Raw genomic sequence first — 19214 nt, 5'->3', positions numbered from 1 at the left:
CTTGCGGGGGAATGTCGAGTTCCGCGCTGCAGGAACACTTGGGGTATGTCGGCGATTCGGTAAGGCTTGAACAGTTCAAGTCCGCTGTCGCCCAAGTCGTCAAACATGGGGATTACATCACGGATCTCGGTTGTGGCACCGGGATCCTGGGGCTGTTGTGCTTGCAGGCGGGCGCGTCCCGTGTCTACGCCATCGACTCAACCGCCATGATCGAGGTCGCGCGGGAATCCTTCGTTCGCGCGGGATGGGGTGGCCAGGCGATTTTCATGGGGGACTACTCTGCGCGGGCCAACCTGCCCGAACGGGTTGATGTGGTGATCTGCGATCAAGTCGGCTACTTCGGCTTTGATGCCGGTATCATCGAATACCTCGCGGACGCCAGGCGGCGTTTCCTGAAGCCAGGGGGGGCATTGATTCCCGCCAGGCTCAGGCTTCAACTCGCCGCAGTGGAATCGGAAACCAGTTACGGCTTGGCCGACGGGTGGCGACGAGAGGGCGTACCCAGCGAATTCCATTGGGTGGGCCAATACGCCGTCAACACCAAGTATGCGGTCAATCTTCAGCGGGAAGAATTGCTTGGCGCCCCCGCTGAACTGGGCGGCATCGATTTTCGTGAAGACAATCCGGACTTTTTCTCCTGGGATGCGGAGTTGCGCATAGAGCGCGATGGCGTTGTGCACGGACTCGGCGGCTGGTTCGATTGTGAGTTGGCCGAAGGGGTGTGGTTGACGAACTCGCCGCTTGCCGATCGTCCAATCAAACGCTCTCAGGCTTTCCTGCCCATCGGCGAAGCCGTCGAGGTAAAATCCGGCGATGTGGTGAGGGCGAGGGTGATGGCGCGCCCGACGGATTCGGTTATCGCGTGGGAAGTTGAAATCGCGTCCGGAGGGCGGAAATTCAGCCATTCGACCTGGCAGGGCGAGTTGCGGACGCCGGCCGAGATCATCACACGGAATCCCGCGCATGTGCCCCGACCCAATTGCCAGGGGCAGGCAAGAATGATCGTGCTAGGACTTTGCGACGGTCAAAGGACGGTCAGGCAGGTTGAAGAAGCCGTGCTGCGCGAACACCCCGGCTTGTTCCCTTCCGTGGAAGAAACAGCGCGATTTGTCGCCCAGGTGCTGGGCAAGGACACGGAATGACGGTGGACTTTCAGGTGGCGGACGCCCGCCCTCAAATGCCACTTGACGCCACCTTGTTTCACCAGTGGGTTTTCCCAGACGGAACTTTGTGGACGGATTTCTACCGCATCGGGGGAGCCTACCTGCTGCGTTTTCCCGAACTGGCGGATTTCCAGCTAAGTCAAGATGGCGGACAGATCCAAGCATGGCCGGTGCAGGGAGTCTCCGGCGCGACCATTCAGCATCTTTATCTGAATCAGGTTTTGCCCCTGGCGCTCAGCAAACAGGGGAAGCTGGTTTTGCACGGCAGCGCGGTCGAAATCAGCGGCGAGGGCATCGCATTTATCGGCGAGTCAGGCCGAGGCAAGTCCACGCTGGCGGCAAGCTTTGCAACCGACGGGTTCCGCTTCCTGACGGATGACGGGCTGCTGGTAGAGCCTTGCGACGGTGGGTTTCAGATTATGCCGAGCCATCCTTCGATCCGCTTATGGGGAGACAGTGAGGAAGCCTTGGTCGGCAAGGATGGTGTGCGGAAAGCGCCCCCGGTGCAGTTCACATCGAAGGCGCGTTTTCTTGCGGGCGATGAGATCGCCTTCTGCGGGCAACCCCGGCGCTTGCGCCAGGTGTATTTTCTTGGCGAGGGTGTTCAGCAGGAAGCGGTGTTCGAGGGTATGACCGGGCGCGAAGCTCTGATGGAACTAATGAAGCATTCTTTCTTACTTGAAATTGAGGCACACGAATTGCTTGCCGCCCATTTCGATGAATTATCCAGCCTGGCTGGGCAACCAATTTTTTACCGCCTGGATTATCCCCGTCGCTTTGAAGACCTGCCGCGGGTCAGGCAGGCCATTGTGAAACACGCGTTTAAGGTGGGTGAACAGGCATGAATTTGACTGACAGAGTGGCGATTCCGGCGCAAGTGATGGCGCGACAGGTGGGCAATGAGACAGTGATCCTGGACCTCGCCAGCGGAACGTATTTTGGGCTGGACACGGTCGGAGCACGTATCTGGATACTACTGTCCGAAGGAAAAACCGTCGGCGAAATCTGCCGAACCATGCTCGACGAGTACGAGGTCGAGCCTGCGCCCTTGGAGAAAGACGTATTCAGCTTGTTGCAAACGCTCGAACGCCAGGGGCTGATCAAGATTGAAGAGGCATGAGTGTATAAATTTGTATGTCTAGCAGCAGGTGCGCGTAGCCTGATCCGAAGCACCGAGTTCAGTTGAGCCGGCCTGGGTGACGGTGAGGCTGGACTTACTCGGCGCTTGTCGTGATGCCGTCATCCAGCTTGAACACCCGATCAGCCAGTGCCAGGCTCGCCGGCCGGTGGGTTATCAAAAGCACTGTCCTCTGTCGCAGCACATCGACGCATGCCTGCAAGAACTCGCGCTCCCCCTCCGGGTCGAACATAGCGGTAGCTTCATCGAGTATTAGAATCGGCGGATCTTTCAACAGCGCCCGAGCCAACGCCAGCCGCTGCTGTTGCCCTCCGGACAGCCGCACGCCCCGATCGCCGATCGGCGTCCGGTAGCCCTGCGGCAATTGCATGATGAAATCATGCGCGCGGGCCGACCGTGCTGCTGCCTCGACCTCATCCTGTGTGGGCTCAGGCCGCCCGTATGCGATGTTGTCGCGGACGGTGGCGTTGAACAGTAACACGTGCTGAGGCACAACCCCTATCTGGCTGCGCAGGCTATGCAAGGAGACCGTGGAAATATCCACGCCATCGATGAAGATGCTTCCCTTGGAAGGCTCATGCAATCGCATAAGCAAATGCGCCACAGTGCTCTTTCCTGCGCCGTTGGGACCTATGATTGCTATTGTCTCGCCCGCGGCGACGGATAGATCGAGGCACCTCAATGCAGGCTCACGCCCCGGGTAAGCGAATGTGACACCACGGAATTCGATGTCGCCGTTTATTTTTCCCATCTGCTTGCCCGCATGCCAGCTCGGCTCAGGCTCTTCGGCCAAGGCTGTTGCGAGCCGGCTCAGCGCTCCGCGCGCGCGCTGGGTCTGTCCATAGACGTCTGCGAGCCCCGCCATGGGTCGAGCCATGACTTGGGCGTAGAGGAGAAAACTCACCAATTGAGGCACGGTGAGAGCCCCATCGCCAATTTGCCCTTGGGCCAACCAAAGCATAAGAACGACCGCGGTCGCCGTCACAAGCTGAACCCCCGGCCCCAATGCGGCGTGGATAGCGCGCTCCTTGGCGCTCAGGCTGACGACGCGCTCGATTTGGCTCCGATAACGTTGCGATTCTTGCTGTTCGCGCGTGAAGGTCTTGATGGCGGGAAGCATGCCGAGGTTTTCCTCAGCAATGGCGATGGCAATGGCGTGCTCCTCCTGAAGTTGGAGCGCCAATGGCCGCATGCGCCGTCCGAAAATTTTAAGCAGTAGATAGAGCAAAGGAATCATGATTGCAGCGGACATGGCGAGAAGAGCATCAATTCGGAACATTAAAGCCAATGCCCCACTGACGGTGAAAAAGAGCGGCAGGGCAGCAAGTGCGGTGCCGCTGATGTAATCGCTCACGACGTGCACATCATGGGTGAGTAGCGCGAGCGTATCGCCGTGACGCCGCCGATGGGAGAAAGCAAGCGGTAAGGCCTGAAGGTGGTCGTAAATTCGAATTTTAAAGTCCGCCAGTATTTGTGTAGTCGTCCCACCAATCAGGTATATATTGCTGAATTTTAAAACAGCCTGAACCGCGAACAGCGCCAGTGCTCCTAGAAAAAGTACCTGAATATCGATCGTGCTGCTGCTTGCGCGTTCTTGGAGAAACGTTTCAGCAAGCCTGCCACCAAGCCAAGGCATAACCAATAAAGCAGCGCTTTCGCATAGCATTAATACCAGACCAGCGGCCAATGCCAGGCGATAAGGTGCCGCTAAATTCAGCAGAATGTTTGTCTCGCTAATTTTCGATAATCTGTTCATAGTTCCACAAGAGATAGATCGATATGATCTGCTGGAGCAGACACCAATAGTCAGGCTGCATCATCAATCGCGGTAGATTTTCTTACGATTTTGCGGGATCATACCCGCAGATAGCAGTCACCTGTTCGGGGTGTGTAAGTACTTTAAAAACCCGGCCGTGGCCCGGCGTAAGTAGAGCCAAGGTAGCCAGGATGTGTTTGCCTGGCGATATTTTTGCCGCATATGAATTGCGGGCGGGAAGAGGAGTTCGGCCAGAAAACCGGACTTGTTCCGTACGCCTCTCGCGGCCTGGAAGTCCATCCATATTCGGTTCACCCTGGATCCGCTAAGATAGCTCGACGCGGGTTCTGTCGGTCCAGGACGGGAAAGCGCGTCAGACACGGCTTCGGGCATAGTGGTACGAAAACGGGCTCGGGTCGCCTCGATGCCGTCCAGGCAGGCCGCCCGCAGTCCTTTACGCTCGGCAAATTTCACAAACTCATTGCGTTGCGACGGCGATAGCATCGAAAACAGAAGCTGAATATCGTAAAGCCAGATCAGTCGATCGCCGCCATAATATTCCACGCCATCGACATAATACAAAGCGTGTTTGTGGACCGCTCGATGCATGCAGGCGAGCACGAGCGCATGCACTGGATCAGCTGCGAGGGCATTCGCGCTCAAGTTCGGCAGTGGCCGGGCCACGGAGCGCAATTCTTCATACGAGAACAGATTTGACAGGAGTGTGGAATTGGTGATCCGCCAATGCAAATCGAGGGTGTGTTCCTGATTGGAGGCGGGGTCTGTCCAGCTATAGCTCGTCTGGCCGCGGATGACATCCGCTCTTGTTCCCCGTTCACGAAACCCCAGGGCCTCTAACGCTTTGGCTACCCGATCACGCGTGTCCGACGGTACGAGGAGGTCCGTGTCACCTCTTGTACGCAGGAAAGACGTCGGATAGACACTGTAGGCTAAGGCCGTGCCTTTGAACAGAATTGGATGGATCCCAATAGCTGCTAGCCGCTCCAGTACTTGTTTCAGCATGTACTGGTGGCGCATCTCCCACAATGCTTGAGCAGTGGCCTGCTGACGACAAGTAGCCAGGATAACTTCCGGCCAACCCATGTCAACGCGTTCGCGATCTGCAATATAGTGATGAAGTAACGCCTGTACCCCGTGATAAGCACTTCGCTCGATGAAGCGGGCCGCGAAACTATTGTCGCCGTATTCCGGCCAAGTCGGATTTTCGCCACGTAAGGTAGCACAAAGCAGCTCTTCAATTCCCTGCATGACTAGAGCTCCGTTGCAGAGATCCAACAGCGCCCTTGAGCCCGGCGCTCTGGCAGATTGTTGTCATTCGTTCGGGCCTAGCCATCTGTTCGCTGCTGCGTTCATCGCAAGCTTTGGTCGTGACATGGTCCTGATGGGCATTGGCGACGAGGCTGTCAAGTTGGCATCGACGTAGCGTGCCGGCATTACGAAGTGGCTGCTGCACATGTGTCCGGAACGGACCTGTGAGCGATGGCTGGGGCGCCAGGATTCGAACCTGGGATTGTCGGTACCAAAAACCGATGCCTTACCACTTGGCTACGCCCCAGCAGCGGGAACATGCCCGTTGCGCGCGGCCTTATAGGACGAGCCGACGGAAAGCTCAATGCCGAGAATAGCGGTGCGCGGAACTGATCCATCGGTTCCCGCAGATAGGAGTTCGGACATTATCCCCTGCTGTCAGGCCATGGCGTCTACTCGCCCCAGACGGCCATTTCGTTGCCGGCCGGATCGACGAAATGGAACCGCCTGCCACCAGGGAACGAAAAGATCGGCTTGACGATCGTGCCGCCGGCATTTTCGACGGCGCCCAGGATTTTTTCCAGGTCCTCGGAATAAAGCACCGGAAGCGGCTTGGCGGGCGCTTCGCCGGCATCAGCCTGGAAGCCTCCATCAAGACCTTCCGAAAAGGCCGAATAGGTCGGCCCATAGTCGGTGAATGACCAGGAAAAGGCGGCGCTGTAGAAAGCCTTCAGCCTGTCCAGCGTTCCACCAGTTGCCGGCATTTCCAGATAATCGAGTTTTCCGGTCAGTCTCATGGCGCCACCTCATGTTCCTCTTATGTTCTACTTTGGTGGCCGATAAGCCGCAAGTCTTTTTGGCATGGCTTTTTCTTAATCGATTGTAGAAGCCGGCTGGCTTTGCCGACGCCTTGCCTTTCGCACTGCAGCATCATATCGCTCGGGTAGGGACACGGCGAAACTTCGGCTTCGTCAATCTTTTCAATCTCCTGCAACCGGAGAGCAAGCATGACCAAATGGGTCTACACCTTTGGCGACGGCGCCGCAGAAGGCCGTGCCGGCGACAGGAACCTCCTGGGCGGCAAGGGTGCCAATCTCGCCGAAATGTGCAGCCTGGGCCTGCCCGTGCCGCCGGGATTCACCATCACCACGGCGGTCTGCAACGCCTACTACGCCAATGAGCGCTGCTATCCGGCCTCGCTGGAAGCGGATGTCGCGGTCGCCCTCGATCATATCGGTCGGCTGACCGGGCGCCGTTTCGGCGATCCCTCGAAATTGCTTTTGGTGTCGGTGCGTTCCGGTGCCCGCGCTTCCATGCCCGGCATGATGGACACCGTGCTCAATCTCGGTCTGAACGACGAGACGGTCGAGGCGCTGGCCGCCGATTCAGGCGATGCGCGCTTTGCCTATGACAGCTATAGGCGTTTCATCCAGATGTATTCCGATGTCGTCATGGGCCTCGACCATGAGGTGTTCGAGGAAATCCTCGAAGACCAGAAAGGTGGGCTCGGCCATGAGCTCGACACCGAACTGACCGCCATCGAATGGCAGGGCGTGATTGCACTCTATAAGGCCAAGGTCGAGGAGGAACTCGGCAAGCCGTTTCCGCAGGATCCGAACGAGCAGCTCTGGGGTGCGATCGGCGCCGTGTTTTCGAGCTGGATGAACAGCCGCGCCATCACCTATCGGCGCCTGCACGACATTCCCGAAAGCTGGGGCACGGCGGTCAACGTCCAGGCCATGGTCTTCGGCAATATGGGTGAAACTTCGGCCACAGGTGTCGCTTTCACCCGCAATCCGTCAACCGGCGAAAAGATGCTCTATGGCGAATTCCTGGTGAATGCGCAGGGCGAGGATGTCGTTGCCGGCATTCGCACGCCGCAAAACATCACCGAGGCGGCGCGCATTGCCGCAGGCTCCGACAAGCCGTCGCTGCAGAAGCTGATGCCGGATGCGTTCCAGTCATTCGTCACCATTTCCGACCGTCTGGAAAACCACTACCGCGACATGCAGGATCTCGAATTCACCATCGAGCGCGGCAAATTATGGATGCTGCAGACGAGGTCCGGCAAGCGTACCGCCAAGGCCGCGCTCAGAATCGCCGTCGAAATGGCGCAGGATAAGCTCATTTCGAAAGAAGAGGCCGTCGCCCGCATCGATCCGGCCTCGCTCGATCAATTGCTGCATCCGACCATCGATCCGGAGGCCGCGCGCGATGTGATCGGCATCGGCCTGCCAGCTTCTCCGGGTGCTGCCACCGGCGAGATCGTCTTTTCCTCCAACGACGCTGAGGAGCTCAAGACGCAAGGCCGCAAGGCGATCCTCGTGCGCATCGAGACCAGTCCCGAAGACATCCACGGCATGCATGCGGCGGAAGGTATCCTGACCACGCGTGGCGGCATGACCAGCCACGCCGCGGTGGTGGCGCGCGGCATGGGCAAGCCTTGTGTGTCGGGCGCGGGCTCGCTGCGCGTCGACTACAGGGCCGGCACGCTGACGGCGATGGGGTCGACGTTGCGCAAAGGTGACATCATCACCATCGACGGCGGCAACGGCCAGGTGCTGAAAGGCGCCGTGCCGATGCTGCAGCCGGAACTCTCGGGCGATTTCGCCGCCATCATGGAATGGGCCGATTCCGTGCGCCGTATGAAGGTGCGCACCAACGCCGAAACGCCGCTCGACGCGCGCATGGCGCGCTCCTTCGGCGCCGAAGGCATCGGGCTTTGCCGCACCGAGCACATGTTCTTCGACGGCGACCGTATCGTCGCCATGCGCGAGATGATCCTGGCCGAAACGGAAAAGGGCCGGCGAACGGCGCTCGCAAAACTCTTGCCCATGCAGCGCTCGGATTTCCTCGAACTGTTCGAGATCATGGCCGGCCTGCCGGTGACGATCCGGCTGCTCGATCCGCCGCTGCACGAATTCCTGCCCAAGACCGAGGAAGAGGTGGCCGAAGTCGCCGCCGCCATGAACGTGTCGCCCGACAAGCTCCGGCAGCGCACCGAGGCTCTGCACGAATTCAATCCGATGCTTGGCCATCGTGGCTGTCGGCTTGCGGTTTCCTATCCCGAAATCGCCGAGATGCAGGCGCGCGCCATTTTCGAGGCCGCCGTCGAGGCCGGCAGGAAGGCCGGCGCGCTGGTGGTTCCGGAAATCATGGTGCCGCTGGTCGGCCTGGTGAAGGAGCTCGATTATGTCAAGGCGCGGATCGATGCCGTCGCCAAGAGCGTGATGGAGGAAACCGGCGTCAAGATCACCTATCTTACCGGCACGATGATCGAATTGCCGCGCGCGGCGATCCGCGCCCATGTCATCGCCGAGGCGGCCGAATTCTTCTCTTTCGGCACCAACGATCTGACCCAGACCACCTTCGGCATCTCACGCGACGATGCGGCCTCGTTTCTGGAGACTTATCGTCAAAAGGGCATCATCGAGCAGGATCCGTTCGTGTCGCTCGACATCGAGGGCGTCGGCGAACTGGTGCGGATGGCGGCCGAAAAGGGCAGGGCGACACGGCCGGACATCAAGCTCGGCATTTGCGGCGAACATGGCGGCGATCCGGCGTCGATCCATTTCTGCGAGGAGGTCGGCCTCGACTATGTGTCATGCTCGCCCTACCGCGTGCCGATCGCCAGGCTGGCTGCCGCTCAGGCGGCGGTGCAGGTTTCGAAGACGTCAGCGCCGCGCGCCGTTTAATTGGGACGCAAACGACGCTTCGGCACCTGGTCTTTGCGCATGATCCCGTCGAACCGAACCCCAGCGTAGCGAAAACCCGATTCGGATTTTCGCTGACGCGCACCCTCTCGGGCATGGTCTCTTGAGGCGCATTTCGCTCGCTGCACTCGCCGGTGCGGCAAGAGTCCACGCGGGAACGTCCATGCTCGCCAGAAGAGACAGACTGAACGGTGCAGTTTGTCCACCTGTCCCTGTTGGCGACCGCGGGTCCTCCCACCATGTCGCTTCCCGTCAGCTCCTTCAGGTCACAAAGAATGCGCCTGCCGTAATCGAGAGACCTGGAGAAAGGGTGGCGAACTGTGTTTGAGCTGCGCCGCCGATCCCGTCGCTGTCGAAGGAGAGCGCTCCAGTTGAACTGTTGTAGATAATATGGTCGGAGCTATCATGCGCGCCCGCGCCCGTAAAGAAAGCGGCGGATGTGAGCGCGCCCGAGCTCAGCCCGGCAAAGATGGCGTTGTCGATGTGGATTTTGTCCTGGAGCGTGTTGAAGTCAGTGACCCTGTCGATATTTCCGCTTCCAAGGGCGGAGTTGAAAACGAAAGCATCATTGCCACCGTTGCCGGTCAAGATGTCGGCACCACGGCCGCCATTGATGATATTGGCGCCGGCATTTCCCTGGATGGTCTGGGCGAACTCGTTGCCAGTGAGGTTGATTGCCGTCGTGGCGGACGGATACCTGGTGGCGAGAAGCTCGACCGCCGAGCCGGCCGCAAGCGCATAGCTCACCGTAGTGGCTATGTTGTCGCGACCGCCGCCTGCCACCTCAATCACTTTGTCGCCGGCATTGTCGACATAATAGCCGTCATTGCCGCCATAGCCGGTCATCGTGTCGGCCCCGCCGTGGCCATTGAAGACATTGGTGCCGGCATTGCCTTGGATGGTCTGGGCGAACTCGTTGCCGTTGAGGTTCATAGCCGTCGTGCCTGACGGGTTCGTGGTGGCGAGAAGCTCGATCTGCGAGCCGGCCGTAAGCCCATGACTCACCGAGGCGAGCACTTTGTCGGTACCGCCGCCTGTCGCCTCAACCACCCTGTCGCCGGCATTGTCGGCATAATAGGTGTCGTTGCCGCCATAACCGGTCATCGTGTCGGCGCCGCCGAGGCCGTTGATCACGTTGGCTCCGGCATTGCCTTGGATGGTCTGGGCAAACTCATTGCCGGTCAGATTGATCGCCGCTGTGCCGGCCGCGTTGTTGGTGGCGAGGAGTTCGATATGCGAGCCGGCTGTAAGCGCATAGCTCACTGCAGCGAGCACCTTGTCCGAACCGCCGCCCGCCGCCTCGATCACCCTGTCGCCAGCATCATCGACATGATAGGTGTCGTTGCCGCCATAGCCAGTCATTGTGCGGGCACCGACTGCCTGAAGCACATCGGCTCCGCTTGTGCCGTCCAGAACATCGTCGGTTGGAGGCGGGGTCGTGGTGCTGGTGTTGTGCTGCAGGAAAAAGGATTGCATCGACGGAGTGTTGCCAAGCGAGGTTTCGCCGTTCTGCGAGGCCCATTTATAGGCCATGTCAAAGGCAGGATTGGGAACCAGCCTTTCCCAGTGGTCCATCATGGTCTGCATCTGGGACGTCGTGGGCATGACATACGATCCGCCCGTATTGGTCGCCCAGCCGCCGCCGCCAAACGCCTGATAGACTGGAATGATCGCGCTCTGCGGGATGCCTGCTTCCAACGCCGCAGCCACGGCTCTATCAATGTAGTTGAAGTCCACCGCAGTCGTGCGCACGGGATAAGGGTTTATCCCATAATAGTCGATGCCTGTGTTGGCAGGATTGTAGGTGTTGGAATAGTCCGAATCTGCGAACGACCCCATGTCCATCAGGGTGATAAAAGTCTTGGCGCCCGGAAAATGGGAATGGATCCAGTCGGATTCCGCCTTCAGGTTGGCAGCGCTGACCTGGGTATGGTATCTGCCGGTGGGATCAGGCTCGTCGGTCAGGAAAAATCCAAGAACCTTCGGATTGCCGATGAGAGGCGTTACCTTGTCGATAAAGGACTGGGTTACCCCGTTGCTCTCGCCGAGCCAGATCAGGGCCTTCGAGCCATCCGGCAATGCGTTGACCGATGACGCGTATTGAAGATCGACCAGGTTGAAGCCAGTGGCCGCGGCCTGGGCCGCTGAGGCGCCCCAGGTGAAGTGCATTGTGGCCATGCGATATCCCTCGTCTGATTCGGAAGCCCCCGATCCCTGCCTACTCGACGGCCCATATTAGCGCCTAATCAATTAGCGACACGCCATTGATAGAATCGTTGAACTTCGATGGACCGCCAATTGTCATGTGATTTGACTGCACGGGCTTTGTGCGAACCTGCGCGAATCTTAATGGCGGCAATACGATCTTCTGGCGCTGAAGGACAGGAGGCTGACCTTCGTGCGGCTCGACCTCGGCAGCGGTGGCCCCGACTGATCGGCGGGACAGGTCTCGAGCCGTCCCTGCTCAGGCTGGTTTGGCTTCGATCGTCGCCTTGTTGGGATAGAACGCGCCGTGATCGCGGATTTCGACCATCTCGTCGAAAGGCCGCTCATACGCCCACATCGCGTCCTTGCCCGCTTCGGCGGCAGGCAGCACGCTCCAATAACTCGCATCGCCCTTGTAAGGGCAATGAGTCGAGAACTCCGTCTTGCGAAGCTGGTCGAAATCGATGTCCGCAAACGGAATGTAAAAGACTGAAGGATAGGGGGACTCGGTCAGTACCTTTGCTTTCGTGGACGAGGCGACGACCGTTTCGCCGCTGCGCACCGTGACGGTGCCGCGATAGGGCTCGACGGTGATGACCTTGCCGGGATTGCTTTGAAAGCCTGGTGCGGGGTTTGCGATCTGGTCCATTGGCGGGGTTCTCCTTGTCTGGCATGCGCCCCGAAATAGGTGTGGCGAGCGAGCGAATTGCGCAAGGTCGCCCTCTAGGAATAACGCACAGCCAGCCGTGTGGCTCAGGTTTCGGCCTGGTCTCCCGTTAAACCGGTCTGGAAACGATCAGGCGGCAGCCTGAAACGCATCCATCAGCTCGGCATAAGCGGCGGCGATACCGGCGACCGGATTGCTGCTTCTCGATGCGGTCTCGACCTTCAGCGCACCCCCGCCGGTCGGCAAGGTGAGCAGAAGGAACTGGCGGTTGCCGCCATCGCCGACGCATGCCGCGGCAACGTGCTGGCCTTCGCCTTCGTTCTGAACGCACATCTTGAACAGCAGTGTGCCACCGACCGCCTCAAGGGCGCCGCCGACAACTTCGACAAATTCGTCTTCGGAAACGGTCTTAGTGTCCGGCACCAAATCAGCCAGGCTTTCGGCGAGCGTATTTTCGAGAGTCTTGTCGTCGAGCTGCGCGTCCATGCGAACCTCTTTCATTCGCCAATCGCACCCTTGCCCATTAATCAAAGTTAACGCCGAGGATGGCCGGATTGTGGCGGTTTTCCTGTCTTTTCGATCAATGCATCGCTTCTGCCCGGTCATGGCTGGACAATCAGCTGGTTCGCCCCACAATGGAACGAAAAACCAATGGGAGGAAAAAATGCTCGGACTGATGCAGGAATGGCCGCTGCTTTGCCACAAGCTCATCGACAATGCAGCCAGGCAGCACGGCGAACGCGAGATCGTGTCGCGTTCGATCGAAGGCCCTATCGTCCGGACCACTTACGCCGAAATACGGCGCCGCGCCTTGAAAGCCGCGCAGCGGCTCGAGCGAGACGGTTTTGGGCTTGGCGACCGCATCGCCACATTGGCCTGGAATACGGCGCGCCACGTCGAAGCCTGGTACGGCATCATGGGTGTCGGCGCGATCTATCACACGCTCAATCCGCGCCTGTTTCCCGAGCAGATCGTCTGGATCATGAACAATGCCGAAGACAAGGCGATCTTCGTCGATCTGACATTCGTGCCGCTGCTTGAGAAGATCGCCGGCGCGGTCAAATCGCTGAGAAAGGTGATCGTGCTGACCGAAAAGGCGCATATGCCGCAAACGGCGCTGCCGAACGTCGTTGCCTATGAGGAGTGGCTTGACGAAGCCGATGGCGCCTTCGCCTGGAAGACGTTCGATGAAAACACCGCCGCTGGCATGTGCTACACCTCGGGCACGACAGGCGATCCGAAAGGCGTCCTTTACAGCCATCGCTCGAACGTGCTGCACGCGATGATCGCCGCGATGCCCGACGCCATGGGCCTCTCGTCGCGCGATACCATACTGCCGGTCGTGCCGATGTTCCACGCCAACGCCTGGGGCCTTGGCCAGAGTGGCCCGATGATCGGCGCCAAGCTGGTCATGCCTGGCTGCAAGATGGACGGCGCCTCGATCTATGAGTTGCTCGACACCGAAAAGGTGACGTTCAGCGCCGCCGTGCCGACAGTGTGGCTGATGCTGCTCCAGCATCTTGAGGAGACCGGCAAGAACCTTCCTTATCTGAAGAGGGTCGTCATCGGCGGCTCGTCCTGCCCGCGCGCGATCACGGCGAAGTTCCAGGACAATTACGATGTTGAGGTCATCCATGCATGGGGCATGACCGAGATGTCGCCGCTCGGCACCCTGTGCACCATGAAGCCGGGCTGTGCCGGGCTCGAGGGCGAAGCCCGGCTCGACGTCCAGAGCAAGCAGGGCTATCCGCCGTTCGGTGTCGAAATGAAGGTGACGGACGACGACAATAAGGAGCAGCCATGGGACGGCAAGACATTCGGGCGCTTGAAGGTCCGCGGACCGGCAGTCGCGCGCGCCTATTATGGCGGCGTCGGATCCGAACAGTTCGATCAAGAAGGCTGGTTCGATACCGGTGACGTCGCCCATATCGACCCGGGCGGCTATATGCAGATCACCGATCGCGCCAAGGACGTCATCAAATCGGGCGGTGAATGGATTTCGACGATCGAGCTCGAGAATCTCGCGGTCGGCCATCCGGATGTGGCGGAGGCAGCCGCGATCGGCATCCAACATTCGAAATGGGGCGAACGGCCCTTGCTTGTCGTCGTCCGCAAGCCGGGCCGGGAGCCGACCAAGACGGATATTCTCGCTTTCATGAACGGCAAGGTGGCGAAGTGGTGGATGCCGGACGACGTCGCCTTCGTCGGCGAAATTCCCCACACCGCCACCGGCAAGATCCAGAAGACCACCCTGCGCCAGCAATTCAGGGACTATCGCCTGCCGACGGATTGACGGAGATGACGTCTTTCGCCTTCAAGCCGCCGCTAAAGGGCTCTAAACGCCCGTTCGGGTTGGGGCAGTGCGGATAATGGAAACTCCCGAGCGACAGACGTCGAAGGTGGCCGGCTGGTCGCGGCGCACAGGCGCTTTTTCGGCGGTCCTGCTACTGACCGTTCTTATCGGCCATCGATATGGCCTGGTTGAAACGCCGGCTTTCCTCTGGGTGCTTGGCATTGTCGCGTTGCTTGCTGCTTTTGCCTTGCTGTTCGCCGGATTTGCCTTTTCGAGACTGTGGAATTTCGGCGACCGTGGCGGTCGCGATCTCACCGTCGGCACGTTGCTGGCACTGCTGGTGCTTGCTCCTTTTGGCATTGCTGCCTACTGGGCAGCGACTTACCCGCCGCTCAGGGACATCTCGACGGATTTCGACGATCCGCCGATGCTCGACACCAGCACCCGGACCGGGGATATGAACGCGCTTTCGCCACCGACCCCGGGCGAGCAGCGCCTGCAGACCGAGACCTATCCGCTTGTCACCGGACGCAGCTACAATCTGCCGTTCGATCGCGTCCTGGAAGCAGTCGAAACCGTGCTCGATCGGCGGGATTGGCAGCTTACGGCGCCGTTTCCCCGCGCGATCGGGCAAAGCGAGGTGACGATCAACGCCCTGGCCAAGAGCTTCATCCTCAGCCTTCCCGCCGACGTCGCTGTCCGTGTGACCGACGATGGCGATGCGATCATTGTCGACATGCGTTCGGCGTCGCGTTACGGCCGCTACGACCTTGGCGACAATGCAGTTCGCGTCGTGGATTTCCTGGCCGAACTGGATCAGGAGGTCGCCGGCCAGGTCGGCACGGCCCCGACCGAGTAGCGCCTACGCAACGGGCGCGAAAATGCCGTCGATCGCCGGGTCGCCGTCGGTGCTCACCAGGCCGCGCGCCACCAGGTCCTCCAGATGGGCAAGCACGGACAGTCCGGCAGCGCCATGAAGGCGCGGATCTGTATTGCTATAGATAGCCATGACCATGTCCTTGATCGTCCGGTCGCCGCTTCTGATCCGTTCGAGGATCGCTTGTTCGCGCATCCTGCGATGCGTCTTCAACTCGTGCATGAAACTGCGCGGCGCGGTCACCGGCCCGCCATGACCGGGCAGCAGCAGGCGATCGTCGCGCTCGATCAGCCGATCCAGCGAGGCCATATAGTCGGCCATCGCGCCATCCGGCGGCGCAACGATGGTGGTCGCCCAGGCCATTACGTGATCGGCCGAGAACAGGACACCGGTTCCTTCCAGCGCAAAAGCCGCGTGATTGGCGGCATGACCTGGCGTCAGCACTGTTCTGATCGCCCAGCCGTCGCCGTTGACGACTTCATCGTCGGGCAGTGTGATGTCGGGAGCAAAGGCGATGTCGGCGCTGGCGTCGAGCGGATTGACCTCGCCTATGCGCAGCGGCCTCGCCGGGCGATGCGGGCCTTCGGCCAGGACAATTGCGCCGGTATGCTGCTTCAGCCGCGCTGCCAGCGGAGAATGGTCGCGATGCGTGTGGCTGACAAAAATGTGGCTGACCGGCCTGTCTCCGATCACCTCGATCAGTGTCTTGAGGTGCGCGTCGTCATCCGGTCCCGGATCGATCACCGCCAGCGTCTTGCGCCCGACGATGTAGCTGTTGGTGCCGTAAAAGGTGAACCGGCTGGGGTTTTTGGCGGTAATCCGAAGCACGTCGGGCGCTACGGTCACGCTGTGGCCGTAGGACGGGTCGAAGCGTGTGTCGAATTCCAGCGCCATGGTGAATGTCGTGACCTTTATTGGGGGGAGGGCAAAACTGATTGCCGCATAACACGGAAGCCAATATAGGAAAACGCAAGGCCGCGCTCTGCGGCAGTCCGAAATGGGGAAGACCATGGCAATTGTAACGACGATGCGCCCGCTTGTTTCTCTCGCTTTGCCTGAAAAGGGCGCGGCCCGCCTTGCGATGCAGCTTCTGCTGGCGATCATTGGAACGCTGGTGCTGACCTTGTCGGCCAAGACCAGAGTTCTGCTCGGACCGGTCGACATCTCGATGCAGACCTTAGCCGTCTTTCTGATCGCCGCAGCATTCGGCATGCGCCTCGGCGTCGCCACGCTGCTTCTCTACATGGCGGAGGGCGCCATGGGCTTGCCGGTCTTCCAGGGCACGCCGGAAAAGGGCATCGGCATCGCTTACATGCTCGGCTCGACCGGCGGCTATCTTGCCGGCTTCGTGGTCATGGCGGCAATCGTCGGCTGGGCCGCCGATCGCGGTTGGGATCGCCATCCGATCAAGCTCTTCAACGCGATTCTGATTGCCGAAATCGTCATGATGGCGATGGGCTTTGCCTGGCTGGCACTGCTCATCGGCCCGGAAAAGTCATGGCAGTTCGGCGTCGTGCCCTTCATCGTCGGCGACCTGATCAAGGTCGGCCTGGCAGCGAGCCTTGTGCCAGCCGTCTGGTCGCTGCTCAAACGCTCCTGAACTCTGGTCGATAGATCGGGCGCGGCACTGATCGAGTCCACGCAACCACAGGCCTGTGATTGCGTGGTCCTGTTTCAGCGACGGCCTGGCCGCGAGTTCTCGTCAAAGCAGGCCGCCGCCAAGTGGTCGGTAACGCTTTGCTAACGATAACCGTCACACTATGTTCAAATCGACCGATTAAGGACCAGAAGTGCCAGCGGTTCGCCGCGAGTCAGCGTAACCAAGCAGCTACATATCGACGCAATTGCTCGATACCCCTGCTGGATAGCTAAAAAAGAAAGCGGCTCGATGACTTTTAGGTGCAGCCAAAGTTAGTGGACAATTAACAGGACTTTTTCGACCAAGCTTGATTCTCGCGAGATGGTTGCTTGCTGGTATCTTCACGCTGTCGTAACCCTTGCCGTCAGCCATGCCGAAAACCGCCGAGAGCGAGACGTGTGATTAGCCCGGAAAAAATAACTGTTAAGGCGACTGTATCGTTGCAACGGCCCGCAACCGGCACCGCCGCACGCTGGTATGCCGCCAGCGTATTTCCGGGAAAAGAAGACGTCGCCGAACGGCATCTCCGGGTGCAGGGGTTTCACCCGTTTACGCCTCGCTGCGAGAAGACCACACGTCATGCCCGGCGCATCGAGACGCGACCGGCGGCCTATTTTCCAGGGTATATGTTCATCTCCCTCGATGTCGCGCTGCAGCGGTGGCGCTCGGTCAATGGAACGTTCGGCGTGCGCTCACTCATCATGCAGGGCGAACGGCCATTGCCAGTCCCGTCGGGGTTGGTGGAGCGGTTCATAGCTCTGACTGGCAGGGACGGCCTGCTTGATTTCAGCGGAGGCCTCGTTGCGGGCGCATCGGTTCGGATTCTTTCAGGTCCTTTCGCGGAGATGATCGGCCGCCTTGACCGGCTCGATCCAGCTGGAAGAGCCCGGGTTCTGGTTGCCATCATGAATGGCGAGATCCCTATTGACATGGATTCAAGGGAACTCGTCGCGATCGCATAACCGCAATTGTCGCTCGGTCATGCGGTGTAGACTGTTGGAAAGTCGGCTCTCGGGTTTCACCCGGGAGTGCGGTAGCCATTGTTGGAGCCTAAGCATTCCGATGGAACGAAAGGTTGCCTTGCGCGCGTGGGCACGGAGCCTGACAATTTCTGCATTTCGCGTGGAATGCCTAACGTTTTCTGGCCGTTTCTCGGGAACCCATTAGAGAGCACTCTGAATTGAATGCGCCCATCATAAAGCCGCAAAACCAACGGCACCTGCTACACCGGATTAGATTTCAACTTCTCGGTGGATTGGCTTTTGCGATTCTGACTCCTGCGCTGGTTAGGATGCTGGTAGGTCAAAATATATTATATTACTCAAACGTTCAGATTACGATTTTCGCCGGAATAGTCGCGCATACTTCGGGATTTTTTTTCTTTCGCCGAATAATAAATCTGCCTGGCGTCGCGGCCGCTGGTTATATTATGCCGACTTTTGCGCTTTCCTACGGACTTGTATATTTGGCGATTTTCCTGTTCCGAATTGACTATAGCGCTTTCCAGGCAGCCGGCAGTTTGACGCTGTCAATCTTCTGGTATTTCGGTTTGAGTATCCTGAGCCGGCGCCTGGATCCGTACAGTCTCGCCGTGGTTCCAGGCGGGGCTGTCAGTCGTCTTGAAGAGATTGGCGGCGTGAATTGGCATTGGCTCCGCTCCCCCGAGACGGTCATTGACCGCGTGAGCGGAGTCGTTGCCGACCTTCGTGCCGAGCTATCCGACGATTGGGAGCGCTACATCGCCGATCAGGCTCTCGCAGGCGTTCCTGTCTATCACGTCAAGCAGATCAGTGAATCGCTGACGGGTCGCGTCGAAATCGAGCATTTGTCCGAAAACACGTTGGGTTCGCTTAATCCCAACCAGGCCTATATCAAGATCAAGCAGGTGATCGACTGGGCTTGCGCCCTGTTGGCCCTGATTATGCTGGCGCCGTTCTTGTTGTTGATTGCGCTGATGATCAGGCTGGAATCTCCTGGACCCGCCATATTTCGCCAGGAGCGCCTAGGCTACGGCGGAAAATCATTTACGGTCTATAAGTTTCGGACGATGACGGTTAGCGCGCCTGAGGCGGCGAACGTTCGCAGTCTCGCCGTCACCAAGCCGGGCGATGCCAGGATTACCCGGCTCGGCCGCTTCCTTCGCAGGAGCCGAATTGACGAACTGCCCCAGTTGATAAATATCGTTCGTTCGGAGATGAGCTGGATTGGGCCCCGCCCCGAAGCGACGGTGTTGTCTTCTCATTATTCGATGGCGCTGCCGTTCTATCGCTATCGAAATATCGTTCGTCCAGGAATTTCCGGGTGGGCCCAGGTGAATCAGGGGTATGTGTCTGACGACGACGACGAGATCGAGAAGCTGCACTATGATTTCTATTACATCAAGAATTTCTCGCCATGGCTCGATATCGTTATTGTGCTAAGAACCCTAAAAACGATGCTAAGCGGGTTTGGATCCCGTTAATAGCCAGGTTGAATTAGTCTGATTCGATTGGTC

The 19214-nt window shown here is 59.2% G+C and carries 16 protein-coding genes and 1 tRNA gene; 9 read left to right on the top strand and 8 right to left on the bottom strand.

Translation table 11 applies throughout. The features are described 5' to 3' along the window. Positions 1 to 11 precede the first annotated feature (11 nt). From EJ075_RS02405 to EJ075_RS02395, 3 genes are read left to right on the top strand one after another with little or no spacing between them, the layout of a single operon-like run. Positions 12 to 1142, top strand: a complete 1131-nt coding sequence (locus EJ075_RS02405; protein ID WP_126103208.1) for a methyltransferase domain-containing protein — start codon at positions 12 to 14, stop codon at positions 1140 to 1142. Beyond that, positions 1139 to 2008, top strand: coding sequence for a hypothetical protein (locus tag EJ075_RS02400; protein WP_126103207.1), 870 nt, complete (start codon positions 1139 to 1141; stop codon positions 2006 to 2008). Before EJ075_RS02405 ends, EJ075_RS02400 begins: the two co-directional genes overlap by 4 nt. Continuing rightward, a complete protein-coding gene (locus EJ075_RS02395; RefSeq protein WP_126103206.1) occupies positions 2005 to 2283 on the top strand; it encodes a PqqD family protein in 279 nt (92 codons plus the stop codon). Before EJ075_RS02400 ends, EJ075_RS02395 begins: the two co-directional genes overlap by 4 nt. Positions 2284 to 2377: 94 nt before the next feature. On the opposite strand, the gene EJ075_RS02390 is transcribed toward EJ075_RS02395, so the two are convergent. From EJ075_RS02390 to EJ075_RS02375, 4 genes are all read right to left on the bottom strand, one after another. After that, positions 2378 to 4057, bottom strand: a complete 1680-nt coding sequence (locus EJ075_RS02390; RefSeq protein ID WP_126103205.1) for an ABC transporter ATP-binding protein — start codon at positions 4055 to 4057, stop codon at positions 2378 to 2380. A gap of 117 nt (positions 4058 to 4174) precedes the next feature. Next, positions 4175 to 5326 carry a nucleotidyltransferase family protein gene (locus EJ075_RS02385; protein WP_126103204.1) on the bottom strand — a complete coding sequence of 384 codons (1152 nt, stop codon included), beginning with the start codon at positions 5324 to 5326 and terminating at the stop codon, positions 4175 to 4177. Between the two features lie 232 nt (positions 5327 to 5558). Continuing rightward, positions 5559 to 5633 (bottom strand) — tRNA-Gln (locus tag EJ075_RS02380). A gap of 145 nt (positions 5634 to 5778) precedes the next feature. After that, on the bottom strand, positions 5779 to 6123 hold the full coding sequence (locus EJ075_RS02375) for a VOC family protein (RefSeq protein WP_126103203.1): 345 nt from the start codon (positions 6121 to 6123) through the stop codon (positions 5779 to 5781). 210 nt (positions 6124 to 6333) lie between these two features. Between EJ075_RS02375 and ppdK the strand changes: the two genes are divergently transcribed. Further along, the gene (ppdK, locus tag EJ075_RS02370) at positions 6334 to 9021 is read left to right on the top strand and encodes a pyruvate, phosphate dikinase (protein ID WP_126103202.1); all 2688 of its coding nucleotides are present in this window, start codon (positions 6334 to 6336) and stop codon (positions 9019 to 9021) included. Positions 9022 to 9300: 279 nt separating this feature from the next. On the opposite strand, the gene EJ075_RS02365 is transcribed toward ppdK, so the two are convergent. The 3 genes from EJ075_RS02365 to EJ075_RS02355 all read right to left on the bottom strand — a co-directional run bounded on the left by EJ075_RS02365 (position 9301) and on the right by EJ075_RS02355 (position 12397). Then, entirely contained in the window at positions 9301 to 11217 is a 1917-nt protein-coding gene (locus EJ075_RS02365) for a calcium-binding protein (RefSeq protein ID WP_164547026.1), read from the bottom strand. Positions 11218 to 11503: 286 nt separating this feature from the next. After that, the gene (locus EJ075_RS02360) at positions 11504 to 11893 is read right to left on the bottom strand and encodes a DUF427 domain-containing protein (protein WP_126103201.1); all 390 of its coding nucleotides are present in this window, start codon (positions 11891 to 11893) and stop codon (positions 11504 to 11506) included. Between the two features lie 147 nt (positions 11894 to 12040). Next, the gene (locus EJ075_RS02355) at positions 12041 to 12397 is read right to left on the bottom strand and encodes a hypothetical protein (RefSeq protein WP_095486222.1); all 357 of its coding nucleotides are present in this window, start codon (positions 12395 to 12397) and stop codon (positions 12041 to 12043) included. Between the two features lie 178 nt (positions 12398 to 12575). Here EJ075_RS02355 and EJ075_RS02350 point away from each other — a divergent pair, with 178 nt between their 5' ends. Both EJ075_RS02350 and EJ075_RS02345 read left to right on the top strand, forming a co-directional pair. Further along, a complete protein-coding gene (locus EJ075_RS02350; protein WP_126103200.1) occupies positions 12576 to 14204 on the top strand; it encodes a fatty-acid--CoA ligase in 1629 nt (542 codons plus the stop codon). 76 nt (positions 14205 to 14280) lie between these two features. After that, a complete protein-coding gene (locus EJ075_RS02345) occupies positions 14281 to 15063 on the top strand; it encodes a DUF1499 domain-containing protein (protein ID WP_164547025.1) in 783 nt (260 codons plus the stop codon). 3 nt (positions 15064 to 15066) lie between these two features. On the opposite strand, the gene EJ075_RS02340 is transcribed toward EJ075_RS02345, so the two are convergent. After that, entirely contained in the window at positions 15067 to 15975 is a 909-nt protein-coding gene (locus tag EJ075_RS02340; RefSeq protein ID WP_095486143.1) for an MBL fold metallo-hydrolase, read from the bottom strand. 115 nt (positions 15976 to 16090) lie between these two features. Between EJ075_RS02340 and EJ075_RS02335 the strand changes: the two genes are divergently transcribed. From EJ075_RS02335 to EJ075_RS02325, 3 genes are all read left to right on the top strand, one after another. Further along, positions 16091 to 16681 (top strand): biotin transporter BioY, encoded by a 591-nt coding sequence (locus EJ075_RS02335; RefSeq protein WP_126103199.1) that lies wholly within the window; start codon positions 16091 to 16093, stop codon positions 16679 to 16681. A gap of 437 nt (positions 16682 to 17118) precedes the next feature. Beyond that, positions 17119 to 17682 (top strand): transcription termination/antitermination NusG family protein, encoded by a 564-nt coding sequence (locus tag EJ075_RS02330; RefSeq protein ID WP_158302603.1) that lies wholly within the window; start codon positions 17119 to 17121, stop codon positions 17680 to 17682. A gap of 503 nt (positions 17683 to 18185) precedes the next feature. Then, complete coding sequence (locus EJ075_RS02325) at positions 18186 to 19181, top strand: sugar transferase (protein WP_245458091.1); 996 nt, start codon at positions 18186 to 18188, stop codon at positions 19179 to 19181. The last annotated feature ends 33 nt before the right edge of the window (positions 19182 to 19214 follow it).

Source organism: Mesorhizobium sp. M6A.T.Cr.TU.016.01.1.1 (genome assembly GCF_003952585.1).
Lineage (GTDB): Bacteria > Pseudomonadota > Alphaproteobacteria > Rhizobiales > Rhizobiaceae > Mesorhizobium > Mesorhizobium mediterraneum.
The sequence above is the reverse complement of the archived record's forward strand: the minus strand, read 5'-3'. Positions and strand labels throughout refer to the sequence as shown.